Below are 14,040 nucleotides of genomic sequence, written 5' to 3'. Positions count from 1 at the left end.
TACGTGTTCACTCTTTGAGACTTGGTATTCATTTAGTGTCCGAAGACATTAAGAATCCATGTCACTTTGAGTGCCCACACAGATTGTCTGATAAATTGTTAAAGAGCAGTTGCGACGCGCTTTAGCGCTCTGTCGCGAGGTCCCGTATATTACGTTTTCCTCATTCAGAGTCAATCTTTTTTCAGGATTTTTCTCTTCAATCTCACTGGCGTTTTTCTGTGAAGTGATTCACATCCGCCGTGTCGATGGAGGCGCATTATAGGGGGTCGACTCAGGAAGACAAGCGGAAAAATGCAGATTTATTTCAACCGCTCACCTTTTGACCATAATGCTTATTTTTGCTGCTTTTTGATCGCCGATGGCAGGTCAGCAAGGCTATTTAATACCCAATCGGCCGCATTTTCTGCTTCCGGGGTGATCGGCTTGCCGGTACGAACTAACACTTTTGTCCCGACTCCTGCCGCGGCAGCCGCCTGCATATCTTCTAATTTGTCGCCCACCATATAAGACGCTGCCATATCAATGTGCAGGAAATCGCGGGCCGAGATCAGCATCCCCGGATGCGGTTTACGGCAATCGCAGACCTGGCGGTACTCTTCCACGCTGCCCTGCGGATGGTGCGGACAGTAATAGATACCATCGAGGTCGACATCGCGATCGGCCAGCGACCAGTCCATCCACTCTGTTAATGTCTCAAACTGCGCTTCGGTAAATTTGCCGCGCGCAATCCCTGACTGGTTGGTGACAACCACCAGCGCATAGCCCAGGGTTTTAAGCTCGCGCATGGCATCAATAACACCTTCGATAAATTCGAACTCGTCGATTTCATGTACGTAGCCGTGATCGACATTAATTGTACCGTCACGGTCGAGAAAAATTGCGGGTACGGACTTTGCCACCTTTTATAGCTCCTGAATAAGGCATGTAGCGCTAGTATCGCATGTTTCGGCAGGCAAGAAAGTGCTCATCGTAGAAACCCTGATTGATTTAGACGTCTGGATGCCTTAACATCCATTTTGTTGACGGCTTTTGACCGCATCAGACAGACGAAAATGCCACGGTAACTTCATTACGATAATAAATAATCAATGATTAAACTTTCGAGTATCACCAAAGTATTCCATCAGGGGACTCACACCATTCAGGCGTTGAACAACGTTAGCCTGCATGTCCCTGCCGGACAAATTTATGGCGTTATCGGTGCCTCAGGAGCCGGTAAAAGCACACTGATCCGCTGCGTAAACCTGCTGGAGCGCCCGACGGAAGGGAGCGTTCAGGTCGGTGGACAAGAGCTGACCACGCTATCTGAATCTGAGCTAACCAAAGCGCGTCGCCAGATTGGCATGATTTTCCAGCACTTTAACCTGCTGTCCTCCCGTACCGTTTTTGGTAACGTCGCTCTGCCACTGGAACTCGACAACACGCCGAAAGAAGAGGTTAAGCGTCGCGTGACAGAACTGCTCGATCTCGTGGGACTGGGTGATAAGCACGACAGCTACCCTGCAAACCTGTCCGGTGGTCAGAAGCAGCGTGTCGCCATCGCCCGTGCGCTGGCAAGCCAGCCCAAAGTACTGCTGTGCGACGAAGCCACCAGCGCGCTGGATCCTGCCACCACTCGCTCCATCCTCGAACTGCTGAAAGACATTAACCGTCGCCTTGGCCTGACCATTCTGCTGATTACGCACGAGATGGACGTGGTTAAGCGGATCTGCGACTGCGTGGCCGTTATCAGTAATGGTGAACTGATTGAACAAGATACCGTCAGCGAAGTGTTTTCACACCCAAAAACGCCTCTGGCGCAAAAGTTTATTCAGTCAACGCTGCACCTGGATATTCCGGAAGATTATCTGGCGCGCCTCAAGGCGGAATCGACAGCCGACAGCGTCCCGATGCTACGCATGGAATTTACCGGTCAGTCGGTTGATGCTCCGCTGCTTTCCGAAACGGCGCGCCGCTTTAACGTGAATAACAACATTATCAGCGCGCAGATGGATTACGCTGGCGGCGTGAAGTTCGGCATCATGCTGACTGAAATGCACGGCACACAAGAAGAAACGCAGGCCGCAATTGCCTGGCTGCAAGAACACCATGTAAAAGTAGAGGTACTAGGTTATGTCTGAGCCGATGATGTGGCTGCTGGTTCGTGGCGTCTGGGAAACGCTGGCGATGACCTTCGTATCGGGTTTCTTTGGTTTTGTGATCGGTCTGCCAGTTGGCGTACTGCTATACGTGACGCGCCCCGGACAAATCATTGAGAACGCGAAGCTCTACCGCACCCTGTCTGCGGTTGTGAACATCTTCCGTTCGATTCCGTTCATTATTCTGCTGGTATGGATGATTCCGTTCACTCGCGTAATTGTCGGGACGTCAATCGGTTTGCAGGCCGCGATTGTCCCACTCACCGTCGGTGCTGCGCCATTTATCGCGCGTATGGTGGAAAACGCCCTGCTCGAAATCCCGACGGGGCTGATTGAAGCCTCGCGCGCAATGGGCGCGACGCCGCTGCAAATTGTACGCAAAGTGCTGCTGCCGGAAGCCCTACCAGGGCTGGTGAACGCGGCGACCATTACGCTGATTACACTGGTCGGCTATTCCGCTATGGGGGGTGCCGTGGGTGCCGGCGGTCTTGGACAGATAGGCTATCAGTACGGCTACATTGGATACAATGCTACTGTTATGAATACGGTACTGGTATTACTCGTTGTTCTGGTTTATTTAATTCAGTTCGCGGGCGATCGCATCGTCCGGACAGTGACGCACAAGTAACGTTCTACAAAACACAAATATCACATTAAGGAAATAAGCATGGCGTTCAAATTCAAAACCATTGCGGCAGTAGGCGCCCTGATTGGTTCACTGGCACTCGTGGGTTGCGGTCAGGATGAAAAAGATCCAAACCACATCAAAGTCGGCGTGATTGTCGGTGCGGAACAACAGGTTGCTGAAGTCGCACAAAAAGTCGCAAAAGAAAAATACGGTCTGGACGTTGAGCTGGTGACCTTCAATGACTACGTTCTGCCGAACGAAGCGCTGAGCAAAGGCGATATCGATGCCAACGCCTTCCAGCACAAACCGTATCTGGATCAGCAGATCAAAGATCGCGGGTACAAACTGGTTGCCGCAGGCAATACCTTCGTTTATCCGATTGCTGGCTACTCCAAAAAAATCAAATCTCTGGATGAACTTCAGGATGGCGCACAGATAGCGGTTCCGAACGATCCGACCAACCTGGGCCGTTCCCTGCTGCTGCTGCAGAAAGTGGGCTTGATCAAACTGAAAGATGGCGTAGGCCTGCTGCCGACTTCACTGGATATCGTCGGAAATCCGAAAAATCTGAAAATCGTCGAACTGGAAGCCCCGCAACTGCCGCGTTCTCTTGATGATGCGCAGATTGCCCTGGCGGTGATCAACACGACCTATGCCAGCCAGATCAACCTGACGCCGGCAAAAGACGGTATCTTTGTTGAAGATAAAGATTCCCCGTACGTTAACCTGATCGTGACCCGTGAAGATAACAAAGACGCGGAGAACGTGAAGAAATTCGTCCAGGCTTATCAGTCTGACGAAGTTTACGAAGCCGCAAACAAAGTCTTCAACGGTGGCGCTGTTAAGGGCTGGTAATTTTTAGGCGCTTTTCACAATCTGTAATATCATTCAGGACGGGCGTTTGCCCGTCTTGTCATTTATGCAAGCTCCTGATTCAATATGTGACAGTTAGATCATTCATTGAGGAAATATTATGCGTGCTTTACCGATCTGTTTATTGGCACTCATGCTGAGCGGCTGTTCTATGCTAAGCAGATCCCCTGTTGAACCCGTTCAAAGCACCGCAACCCCGCCTAAAGCGGAGCCGGAAAAACCGAAAGCGCCGCGCGCGGTCCCCGTCAGAATTTACACCAATGCGGAAGATCTGGTCGGCAAGCCGTTCCGCGATCTCGGCGAAGTAACCGGTGAATCCTGTCAGGCCTCTAATCAGGACTCTCCGCCGAACATCCCGACGGCACGTAAACGCATGCAGATTAATGCGTCGAAAATGAAAGCCAATGCCGTTTTACTGCATAGCTGTGAAGTCACCAGCGGGACACCAGGCTGCTATCGTCAGGCCGTCTGTATTGGTTCTGCGCTCAACATCTCGGCTAAATGAGTCATTTTCAGTTTGAGCAAATCGGTGTCATTCGCTCGCCCTACAAAGAGAAGTTCGCCGTTCCCCGCCAGCCAGGACTGGTAAAAAGCGTCAACGGCGAACTGCACCTGTTGTCGCCCTATAATCAGGCCGATGCGGTACGCGGTCTTGAAGCATTCAGCCACTTATGGGTGATCTTTGTTTTCCATCAGACGATGGAAGGGGGATGGCGCCCAACCGTGCGCCCGCCTCGTCTTGGCGGTAACGCGCGTATGGGCGTATTCGCCACGCGCTCAACGTTTCGCCCCAATCCCGTCGGCATGTCGCTGGTCGAACTGAAAGGCATTGTCTGTCAGAAAGATCAGGTTATTCTGCAACTGGGTAGTCTGGATCTGGTCGATGGTACGCCGGTCATCGACATCAAGCCCTATCTGCCGTTCGCGGAATCTTTGCCGGATGCAACCGCCAGCTACGCACAACAGGCACCTCAGGCCGAAATGGCGGTGAGTTTTACCGACGAGATTGAACAACAGTTTCCTGCACTGGAAAAGCATTACCCCCTGCTGAAAACGTTTATTCGCGATGTGCTGGCACAGGACCCGCGTCCAGCCTATCGGAAAGGGGAAGAGACAGGCAAAACCTACGCCGTCTGGCTGCACGATTTCAACGTGCGCTGGCGCGTAACCGAGACGGGTTTCGAAGTCTTTGCGCTAGAACCCCGCTAATTTCACGCCCTTCTCTTTTGACATCCCTTTCTCGCTGGTAAACTGAGTTACTTTTTTTGTGTCAGGCTCGCATTGAGCCTGTTCGATCGTTCAACTGGAACCGTAACAACATGCGTACTAGCCAATACCTGCTCTCCACTCTGAAGGAGACACCTGCCGACGCCGAGGTTATCAGCCATCAGCTGATGCTGCGCGCCGGGATGATCCGCAAGCTGGCCTCCGGGTTATACACCTGGCTGCCGACCGGCGTGCGCGTCCTGAAAAAAGTCGAGAACATCGTGCGTGAAGAGATGAACAACGCCGGTGCCATCGAGGTGTCTATGCCAGTCGTTCAGCCTGCTGACCTGTGGCAAGAGAGTGGCCGTTGGGAACAGTACGGTCCGGAGCTGCTGCGTTTTGTTGACCGTGGCGAGCGTCCGTTCGTACTCGGCCCAACGCACGAAGAAGTGATCACCGACCTGATTCGTAATGAGCTCAGCTCTTACAAACAGTTGCCGCTGAACTTCTACCAGATTCAGACGAAATTCCGTGACGAAGTGCGTCCGCGTTTCGGCGTGATGCGCTCCCGTGAATTCCTGATGAAAGATGCCTACTCTTTCCATACTTCTCAGGAATCGCTGCAGGAAACCTACGACGTGATGTACGCGGCTTATAGCAAGATCTTCAGCCGTATGGGGCTGGATTTCCGCGCGGTGCAGGCTGACACCGGTTCTATCGGCGGCAGCGCCTCGCACGAATTTCAGGTACTGGCGCAGAGCGGTGAAGACGATGTGATCTTCTCTGACTCCTCTGACTACGCGGCCAACATTGAATTTGCTGAAGCTGTTGCGCCGAAAGAACCGCGTGCTGCGGCAACGCAGGAGATGACGCTGGTTGATACGCCGAATGCGAAAACCATCGCCGAGCTGGTTGAACAGTTTAATCTGCCTGTCGAAAAAACCGTTAAAACTCTGCTGGTAAAAGCCGTGGAAGACAGCAAGTCTCCGCTGGTCGCGCTGCTGGTTCGTGGCGATCATGAGCTGAACGAAGTCAAAGCGGAAAAACTGCCGCAGGTTGCCAGCCCGCTGACGTTCGCCACCGAAGAAGAGATCCGCGCACTGGTGAAAGCCGGTCCGGGTTCCCTGGGGCCGGTGAACATGCCGGTGCCGGTGATTATCGACCGTACCGTGGCTGTAATGAGTGATTTCGCGGCGGGCGCTAACGTGGATGGTAAACACTACTTCGGTATCAACTGGGATCGCGATGTCGCAACCCCAGAAATTGCTGACATCCGTAATGTCGTCGCCGGCGATCCGAGCCCGGATGGTAAAGGCACGCTGCTTATCAAACGCGGTATCGAAGTCGGTCACATCTTCCAGTTGGGCACCAAATATTCGGAAGCGATGAAAGCCTCCGTTCAGGGTGAAGATGGCCGCAATCAGATCCTGACCATGGGCTGCTACGGTATCGGGGTTACACGTGTAGTGGCGGCTGCCATTGAACAGAACTACGACGATCGCGGCATCGTCTGGCCTGACGCCATCGCCCCATTCCAGGTCGCGATTCTGCCGATGAACATGCACAAGTCCTATCGCGTGCAGGAACTGGCTGAAAAACTGTATGCTGAGCTGCGTGCGCAAGGCATTGAAGTGCTAATGGACGACCGTAAAGAGCGTCCTGGCGTGATGTTCGCGGATATGGAACTGATCGGTATTCCGCACACTATCGTGCTGGGCGACCGTAACCTCGACAACGACGATATTGAATACAAATACCGCCGCAATGGCGAGAAACAGCTGATTAAAACCGGCGACATCGTCAACTATCTGGTTAAACAGATTAAAGGCTGATGTCATAAGAGGCTCTGATTTTCAGGGCCTCTTTTTTACATGGATTGTATAAAATGGCTAAACCAACGGCGTATTACCGCCTGTTCCTCCCTTGCCTTCTTTTGCTTTCGGCCTGCACCGTTGACGTCAGCCCACCGAATAAATCCGCCACCGCCATTGATGCGCAATCCAAAAAATGGGCGGTTAAATTCCAGCGCCAAAGCTCATTCACGAATAAAGCACTGGTCGAAATTACTGATACCGAACTTAAGCCAGGCGATCTCCTGTTCTCCTCCAGCCTTGGGGTCACCTCATTAGGCATCCGCGCGTTCAGTAACGCTTCCGTAAGCCACGTTGCCGTCTATCTGGGAAATAATGAAGTGGCGGAAGCCACCGGGGCTGGCGTGCAAATCGTTTCACTCGAACAGGCGATGAAGCATAGCGATAAGCTTTTTGCCCTGAGAGTTCCTGAACTGACCCCGCAACAGGCCGCGGAGATCAAAACCTTCGCCTATAAAATCAAAAACAGCGGCTACAACTATCGCGGTATCGTGGAATTCATTCCGTTTATGATGACCCGCCAGATGTGTTCGCTTAACCCCTTCTCCGAAGATTTCCGGCAGCAGTGCGTCAGCGGACTGGCGAAAGCGCAGCTGAGCGATCCCCGAGCGGGAGAGAAAACGGCGTGGTTTTGTTCCGAATTCGTAACCGATGCGTTTGCTAAAGCGGGACATCCGCTAACTCTGGCGCAGTCGGGCTGGATAAGCCCTGCCGACCTGATGCACATGCGGGAAGGCGACCTTGCCGCGTTTAAGCCAGAAACGCAGCTTCGCTATGTCGGTCATTTGAAGTTAGGGATTTATATCAAGACGGGACGTTTTGTAGGACTGACGCGCTAAGCAGCAGACGCCATAGCATCACCGCAGGTAAGACGATAGCGGTCCGGTGACCGGACCGCTATCTTTCAGTCTGCCACTCAGTCGGTGCAGCTCTTACCCGGGATAAATTTAATCTCTTTATCGGCCATCAGCGTTTTCACAGGCTCATCGGTATCCGGATTCGCCTCCAGCGTGAAGTGCCCTTCGACAGACAACAGCACCGGTTTTTCACTGGCGCCACGCGCCGCAAGATAACCGCGTTCCAGCTCGGCGTTACTGGCAACGGATACCCGCTTTCCTGTCGCGCAGTCGGTGAAGGTTGCGGCATCCGCCATATAGAAATACATGCCACGCATCGCCATCGGCGTCACTGGCAAGCTCGATTTCACAGGCGCAAGCGTATAGTTAAACTGAGACTCGATAGGGTTACCTTCCCGATCCAGCATCTCCAGCGCTTCTCCTTTCGCACGATAGTAGGATTTCTCGCCCTGACTGTCGGTCAGCACCAGTTTATCGGCCGTACGCGCCCAGGTGCCGTAGGAGGCAAAAGAAGACGGCTCTTCACGTACGCCCTGATAGCGTTCGTTCATTACCCATGTGCCATCTTTCTCCAGAAACAGAGACGTCTCAATTCCCTCGCAGTCGGCACAAGGTAGAATGCCTCGCCAGCTTTGCTGCATCGGTTTTAATTCTGCAACCTGAGTCGGCTGGATAACGTCAACGTCTGAACGGTTATTACAACCAATCAATGCGAAGAGCGTAAACGCCGCCATCGCTGAAAGTAGTGTTTTTTTCACCCTGACTCCCTATCAATTTTTATTCCTGCCCGTCAGTCATCGCGACGGACTTTCCCGCGAAGGGCTTTTACTGAGGATTTCTGCGCCTTCGAATTTAATCTTCGTTCTTTCGATGCCCGCGTTGGTCGGGTTGCGCGTCGGCTTTTTTGTTCTGCGGTGAGTTCTTTTATGACCGCCACCAGCCTGGCAAGCGCCGCTTCCCGGTTGAGTTCCTGGTTGCGATATTCCTGCGCCTTAATAATCATCACACCATCGGCCGTAATCAGATGATGGCTGGCGGCCAGCAGACGTTCCTTATAATACTCTGGCAGGCTGGAGGCCCGAATGTCAAAACGCAAATGTATCGCCGTTGAGGTCTTATTGACGTGCTGTCCCCCTGCGCCCTGAGCTCGAATGGCGGTGATCTCCAGCTCATCGTCAGGGATTGAGACAGTTCGCGAAATGACGATCATGCCGGCTGATGCCACGACGTCAGATGAATTTCCAGATTATTCTGAGAATCAGACAGCCAGATAGCACCATCCTGAATCGTCGCCTGTAGCGTCATGGTACGGTTCGCAAAGGCGCTGAGCTGGGCCAGTTGTTCATCATCCAGATACCAGACCGTGAGATTCGAAAACTGCGCGCATTTACTCTGGTTTTGCTGCCACCAGATCTGCGCTGCCCGACTGTTATAGGCAAACAGCGCCACGTCGGCGGCCTGCGTGCACGCCTTCTTAATACGCCTTTCATCCGGCAATCCCAGCTCGACCCACAGGTCGATACCCAGATGATCGTTACGCAACCATGCTTCCGGCTCATCCTCCGCGCTTAAGCCACGCGTAAACTGGAGACGCTCATCCGCATACTTAATCCACGCCAGCAGACGCAGCATCATGCGCTCCTGGGTTTCAGAGGGGTGACGCGCCAGCGTCAACGCCGCATCAAGAAACTGGTTACGGTCAAGGTCCGCCACGTTAACAACGGCTTTATAAATTGTCGCTTTAAGCGCCATGGAAAAACTCCTTTCGAATCAGGCGATCATTGTAGCGAAAATGAAGCCAAAAGGCTGTCAGAGGATCATCTATCAAGGCGCTGATATTGCGCGAATGGCTGTGGTATAGTCACCTTGCTAAACAGAGTTTATCTTCGTAGGCTTAGACTTGCATCCACGGTTAAGTCAGAATGCTGACAGGAGGGCATGTGGAAAAATATTGTGAGTTAATACGCAAGCGGTATGCGGAAATCGCCAGCGGAGACTTAGGGTATATCCCGGATGCGCTGGGTTGCGTATTGAAGGTGCTTAATGAAATAGCGGCAGACAGTGCCCTTTCAGAGTCGGTCAGGGAAAAGGCGGCCTATGCTGCGGCGAACTTACTGGTGAGCGATTATGTCAATGAATGATACATACCAACCCATCAACTGTGATGACTACGACAACCTCGAGCTCGCCTGCCAGCATCATTTATTACTGACGCTGGAACTGAAAGATGGTGAAGTTTTGCAGGCGAAAGCCAACGATCTGGTTTCGCGGAAAAACGTGGAATATCTGATCACCGAGGTTGCGGGTGAAACGCGCGAGCTTCGTCTCGATAAAATTGTCAGCTTCAGCCATCCGGAAATCGGTACCGTGGTGGTTAGCGAATCCTGAATATGTGTTGCCGGATGGCGGTGCAAGCACCTTATCCGGCCTACGCGCCATGCGATACGTAGGCCTGATAAGCGCAGCGTCATCAGGCATTTCAGATGCTCTTATCCCACACCAATTTCACCCCTGATTCCCCCTCTGCAAGCCCCTCACGCGTGACAAATACGCCCGCAGCGGCAATCAGCGTTTCACCGTAAAACAGCAACGGCGTGGTATCTCGTCGCCAGGAAGGCACATTCAGCTCCTGCCAGATTTTCTTTAACTTACGCCCACCGTTGCGGCCAACAATATGCAGCATTCCGGATGCTTTAAAACGGATGCTGACGCATTCATCCTCGCGGGGCATGCGCAATTCGCCACCCGGTTGTAGCCGGAGATAGCCCAGACCGGCAGGCAGCGTGAGCGGCATCTGCCAGCAAGGCCAGGGCAGTATGGTCTCACTCTGCCCGACAGCAGATTTAATCCACCACAGTTGCCCCTGATAACGTCGCACTTCATAGTCGCCAAAGCGCAGACACGGTGAAGCATCTTCACGCGCCAGCGCCACCTCCTGCCAGAGACGGTCAAGTCCATCGCGTGAAGGCATTGGCGCATTTTGCGCAGCCAGCCAGCGGCGAAGCAGCGCTGCACGCCGGACACGGCTCATTGCCATGAGCGGCGTAAGCGCCAGCGTTCCGTTTGCCGTGGTGCAACCAGACAGTTCATCGGCAAGCAGTTCATCCAGCAGACTCTCCTGCTCGGCGCACAGCGCGGCGCTGCGCGCTGTGGCATCAGCGAAATGCGGCCAGCGCTGTTGCAGAAGCGGCAGAACCTGCAAACGCAGGAAGTTGCGATCGTAGGCGTCATCCTGATTGCTTTCATCTTCAATCCAGCGAAGCTGATATTGCCTTGCCCATTGCTCCAGCGCCGCACGGGTTTGCGTCAGCAGCGGACGGATGAGTTGCGTGCCGGCAAACGCAGAAATCTCCGCCATCGCAGACAGCCCCGCCGGGCCGCTGCCACGTTTGAGTGCCAGTAAAAAAGTTTCACACTGATCGTCAAGATGCTGGGCGGTCGCCAGCACTTCACCGGGCAACAATGCGTCGGCAAACGCCTGATACCGCGCCTGTCGGGCATGAGCTTCAATCCCCAGTCCCGCGTCCGCCAGCGTTACCCGCTCCACCACCAGCGGTACCTGCCATTGCGCACAGACGGCTTCGCAATGCGCTACCCACGCATCGGCGTGAGCGCTTAGCCCGTGATGGATGTGAATTGCGCGAAGTGAGAGCGTCGGTTGCTGCGCCCGCCATTGCACCAGTTGGTGCAGGAGCACGGTAGAGTCCAGACCGCCGCTAAAAGCGACCAGTATCTGTCGGGAGGTGAAAAGCGAAGTGTTCAGCGTGAGTGTTGTCATAGCGGTTATTTACAGTGACGTTGCCCGGCACGTTACCGGGCAATCGCCGCAATAACAAGTCTTACTGCTCATACAGTTCGAGCGGCAGGCCATCCGGGTCTTTAAAAAAGGTGAAGCGCTTGTTGGTGAAGGGATCGATGCGGATGACTTCGCAACTGACGTGATTCTCCTCCAGATGCGCAACCGCGTTATCCAGGTCATCCACGCTGAACGCCAGATGGCGCAGTCCGCAGGCTTCCGGGCGACCTGGACGCGCTGGCGGGAAAGGAAATGAAAAAAGCTCAATCACATATTGTCCGTTTAGCGCCAGATCACCCTTCCACGAGTCTCGTTCTTCGCGATAGGCTTCGCTCATCAGCGTAAACCCCAGAATATCGCAATAGAAGGACTTACTCGCGGCATAGTCTGTCGCAATAATCGCAATATGGTGAACCTGTTTTAATCCCAGCATAGTGTCTTCATCTCCTTTATTTATCATCAGCACGTTACCCGCCAGAGGGCGCTGAAGGCAAGTCGTCATGCTGTTTTTAAGACTCGTACGTGGTATACGCCATCGTCATCCTGTTTCGCCCCGTGAATATCCGTTTCAAAGCCCGGATAGTGGTGGCCGACGGAACAGAGCATCAACAGGAAATCGAGCACTGCGCGACTCTGCCCGGTGATCATTTCTCCCGGCATCAGCAGCGGAACGCCTGGGGGATACGGCAGGATCATATTCGCTGACACGCGTCCCACCAGCTGATCGAGAGTCACCGTTTCGACTTCGCCTTTGATCTGCCGTTGCCAGGCCTGATGCGGCGTCATGATCATTTCCGGCAGCGTATCAAACGCTCGCAACATCAGTCCGGAAAGATCGTGCTGGCGAATGAGCTTATGGATCCCTTGCGCCAGATCCTGAATACGCATGTGACGATAAAAATCAGGATCTTCCGCGTACAGATCCGGCAGCATATTCTTCACACGCAAATTGAGATCGTAAGAGCGTTTAAATTCGGTCAGGCCACGCAACAGCCCCATTGCCCGGGTTTTATCAATCCCGATACTAAAGAGAAACAGCAGGTTGTACGGGCCGGTTTTCTCCACTACCACGCCGCGCTCATCAAGGAATTTTGCCACCAGCGCGGCGGGGATCCCTTCGTCACTCATCTTCCCCTGCTCATCCATGCCGGGAGTCAGGATAGTCACTTTTACCGGGTCGAGGAACATATGGTCGTCGTCGGCATCGGTAAATCCGTGCCAGTCTTCACCTGGCGCAACCGGCCAGCACGCCGCTTCATCAACCTCTTCTGGCTGCCAGATATCAAAGAACCAACCGTCAGACTCTTCACGCAATCGCTGTACCTCTTTGCGAAAATGCAGCGCACGCTCTACCGAGCGGTTGATTAACCGCCTACCCGAATTTCCACGCAGCATCGCCGCCGCCGTCTCAATGGAGGCAACAATGGGATAGCTCGGTGAGGTAGAGGTGTGCATCATAAAGGCTTCGTTGAAGGTCTCTTCGTCATATTCCCCTTTAATATGGATAAGCGACGCCTGCGACAACGCCGCCAGCATTTTGTGAGTGGATTGTGTCTCAAAAATCACCTTGCCAGGCACTCGCTCACCGCTCATCCCGCTTTTCCCCTGATAAATGGGATGGAAGTGGGTATACGGCACCCAGGCAGAATCGAAGTGGATAGAGGGAACATCCAGCGTCTGTTTGATCCAGTTGGTGTTATACAGCAGTCCGTCATAGGTTGAGTTGGTTATCACGGCATGAACCGGCCACTGTGCCTGGGTCGTGGCGGCAACTTTGCTCGCAATACTCTCGTGCGTAAACTCGCGCTTAGGAATGCCGCCCAGAATGCCAAGCGCGTTACGCGTCGGTTTCAGCCAGATTGGGACCACGTCGCTCATCATCAGCAAATGCGCCAGCGACTTATGGCAGTTGCGGTCAATCAGCAGCGTACTGCCGGTCGGCGCGGCGTACATCCCCACAATTTTGTTTGAGGTAGAGGTGCCGTTGGTCACCATGTAACTCTGCTCTGCACCGAAGGTTCTGGCAATGTACTCTTCGGCCTCCAGATGCGGTCCGGTGTGGTCGAGTAACGAACCCAACTCAGTGACCGATATCGACACATCTGCTTTTAGGGTATTGCCGCCGAAAAAGTCATAGAACAAGCAGCCAACCGGGCTTTTTTGATAGGCCGTTCCAGCCATGTGCCCCGGCGTACAGAAGGTGTACTTCCCCTCTTTCACGTAAGTGAACAGCGCCCTGGTGAAGGGCGGCGTGATATTGTCGAGGTACTCGTTGGTGTACTGGCGAATGCGCGTCGCAATATCTTCCGCCTGCCCCAGCGCATACTCAAAAAACCATAACGCCATGCGCATATCGTGAACGCTGACGTCCATGGTTGAATGCGTGTTGATAAACGCATACAGCGGTAAATACTCATTAAGCTGGTTAATCTCGCTGCACAGATCGAGACTGTACTCATCCCAGTCAAAAATTACCCCGCAGATGCGCGGGTTGTGTTCGATAAATTTCAGCAGGTCGACGCTGTTCTGTGGCCAGATTATCTGAAATCCCTGTGATTGCAGCGCACGCTCAAGCTCCTTGATGGGCTCATCTTTATAAAAAACCCCGTGCGGCCCCATGATGGCGATGATGTTCATGCGTTCCTCCTGGAAAAACCTACGCTAATCATAG

At 53.4% G+C, this 14,040-nt stretch carries 16 protein-coding genes; 9 read left to right on the top strand and 7 right to left on the bottom strand.

The genetic code is table 11. The features are described 5' to 3' along the window. Nucleotides 1-332 precede the first annotated feature (332 nt). Nucleotides 333-899 (bottom strand): D-glycero-beta-D-manno-heptose 1,7-bisphosphate 7-phosphatase, encoded by a 567-nt coding sequence (gmhB, locus tag ACERJC_RS18690; protein WP_152405803.1) that lies wholly within the window; start codon nucleotides 897-899, stop codon nucleotides 333-335. A gap of 189 nt (nucleotides 900-1,088) precedes the next feature. Here gmhB and metN point away from each other — a divergent pair, with 189 nt between their 5' ends. From metN to ACERJC_RS18655, 7 genes are all read left to right on the top strand, one after another. After that, nucleotides 1,089-2,120 (top strand): methionine ABC transporter ATP-binding protein MetN, encoded by a 1,032-nt coding sequence (gene metN / locus ACERJC_RS18685; protein WP_046475860.1) that lies wholly within the window; start codon nucleotides 1,089-1,091, stop codon nucleotides 2,118-2,120. Further along, nucleotides 2,113-2,766 carry a methionine ABC transporter permease MetI gene (locus ACERJC_RS18680; protein WP_042323638.1) on the top strand — a complete coding sequence of 218 codons (654 nt, stop codon included), beginning with the start codon at nucleotides 2,113-2,115 and terminating at the stop codon, nucleotides 2,764-2,766. The genes metN and ACERJC_RS18680 overlap by 8 nt, the downstream gene beginning before the upstream one ends. A 39-nt stretch (nucleotides 2,767-2,805) precedes the next feature. Further along, complete coding sequence (gene metQ / locus ACERJC_RS18675) at nucleotides 2,806-3,621, top strand: methionine ABC transporter substrate-binding lipoprotein MetQ (RefSeq protein ID WP_373672231.1); 816 nt, start codon at nucleotides 2,806-2,808, stop codon at nucleotides 3,619-3,621. Nucleotides 3,622-3,739: 118 nt separating this feature from the next. Beyond that, nucleotides 3,740-4,144, top strand: a complete 405-nt coding sequence (rcsF, locus tag ACERJC_RS18670) for an envelope stress sensor lipoprotein RcsF (protein WP_042323642.1) — start codon at nucleotides 3,740-3,742, stop codon at nucleotides 4,142-4,144. Then, the gene (gene tsaA / locus ACERJC_RS18665; RefSeq protein WP_152405804.1) at nucleotides 4,141-4,848 is read left to right on the top strand and encodes a tRNA (N6-threonylcarbamoyladenosine(37)-N6)-methyltransferase TrmO; all 708 of its coding nucleotides are present in this window, start codon (nucleotides 4,141-4,143) and stop codon (nucleotides 4,846-4,848) included. Before rcsF ends, tsaA begins: the two co-directional genes overlap by 4 nt. Before the next feature lie 110 nt (nucleotides 4,849-4,958). Beyond that, complete coding sequence (proS, locus tag ACERJC_RS18660; RefSeq protein ID WP_373672230.1) at nucleotides 4,959-6,677, top strand: proline--tRNA ligase; 1,719 nt, start codon at nucleotides 4,959-4,961, stop codon at nucleotides 6,675-6,677. A gap of 53 nt (nucleotides 6,678-6,730) precedes the next feature. After that, a complete protein-coding gene (locus ACERJC_RS18655; protein WP_152405806.1) occupies nucleotides 6,731-7,555 on the top strand; it encodes a YaeF family permuted papain-like enzyme in 825 nt (274 codons plus the stop codon). Nucleotides 7,556-7,632: 77 nt separating this feature from the next. Here the strand turns inward: ACERJC_RS18655 and nlpE are convergent, their stop codons facing one another. The 3 genes from nlpE to ACERJC_RS18640 are packed head-to-tail and all read right to left on the bottom strand — an operon-like array spanning nucleotide 7,633 to nucleotide 9,325. Next, nucleotides 7,633-8,331 (bottom strand): envelope stress response activation lipoprotein NlpE, encoded by a 699-nt coding sequence (nlpE, locus tag ACERJC_RS18650; protein ID WP_371896247.1) that lies wholly within the window; start codon nucleotides 8,329-8,331, stop codon nucleotides 7,633-7,635. Between the two features lie 32 nt (nucleotides 8,332-8,363). Further along, complete coding sequence (gene arfB, locus ACERJC_RS18645; protein ID WP_042323653.1) at nucleotides 8,364-8,783, bottom strand: alternative ribosome rescue aminoacyl-tRNA hydrolase ArfB; 420 nt, start codon at nucleotides 8,781-8,783, stop codon at nucleotides 8,364-8,366. Continuing rightward, complete coding sequence (locus ACERJC_RS18640) at nucleotides 8,780-9,325, bottom strand: YaeQ family protein (protein ID WP_152405808.1); 546 nt, start codon at nucleotides 9,323-9,325, stop codon at nucleotides 8,780-8,782. Before ACERJC_RS18640 ends, arfB begins: the two co-directional genes overlap by 4 nt. A 188-nt stretch (nucleotides 9,326-9,513) precedes the next feature. Here ACERJC_RS18640 and ACERJC_RS18635 point away from each other — a divergent pair, with 188 nt between their 5' ends. Further along, a complete protein-coding gene (locus ACERJC_RS18635) occupies nucleotides 9,514-9,714 on the top strand; it encodes a YaeP family protein (protein WP_042323658.1) in 201 nt (66 codons plus the stop codon). Further along, complete coding sequence (gene rof, locus ACERJC_RS18630) at nucleotides 9,701-9,961, top strand: Rho-binding antiterminator (RefSeq protein WP_042323659.1); 261 nt, start codon at nucleotides 9,701-9,703, stop codon at nucleotides 9,959-9,961. The genes ACERJC_RS18635 and rof overlap by 14 nt, the downstream gene beginning before the upstream one ends. Before the next feature lie 91 nt (nucleotides 9,962-10,052). Here rof and tilS read toward each other — a convergent pair whose 3' ends face one another. From tilS to ldcC, 3 genes are all read right to left on the bottom strand, one after another. Next, nucleotides 10,053-11,351, bottom strand: coding sequence for a tRNA lysidine(34) synthetase TilS (gene tilS / locus ACERJC_RS18625; RefSeq protein WP_373672229.1), 1,299 nt, complete (start codon nucleotides 11,349-11,351; stop codon nucleotides 10,053-10,055). A 61-nt stretch (nucleotides 11,352-11,412) separates the two neighbouring features. Continuing rightward, nucleotides 11,413-11,802, bottom strand: a complete 390-nt coding sequence (locus tag ACERJC_RS18620; protein ID WP_373672228.1) for a VOC family protein — start codon at nucleotides 11,800-11,802, stop codon at nucleotides 11,413-11,415. 65 nt (nucleotides 11,803-11,867) lie between these two features. Further along, nucleotides 11,868-14,006, bottom strand: coding sequence for a lysine decarboxylase LdcC (ldcC, locus tag ACERJC_RS18615; RefSeq protein WP_286631213.1), 2,139 nt, complete (start codon nucleotides 14,004-14,006; stop codon nucleotides 11,868-11,870). Nucleotides 14,007-14,040: the final 34 nt, after the last annotated feature.

Source organism: Citrobacter telavivensis (assembly GCF_041807075.1).
In the GTDB taxonomy this organism is placed as follows: Bacteria; Pseudomonadota; Gammaproteobacteria; order Enterobacterales; family Enterobacteriaceae; genus Citrobacter_A; species Citrobacter_A telavivensis.
Note: the sequence above shows the minus strand (reverse complement) of the source record. Positions and strands in the feature narration are given on the sequence as shown.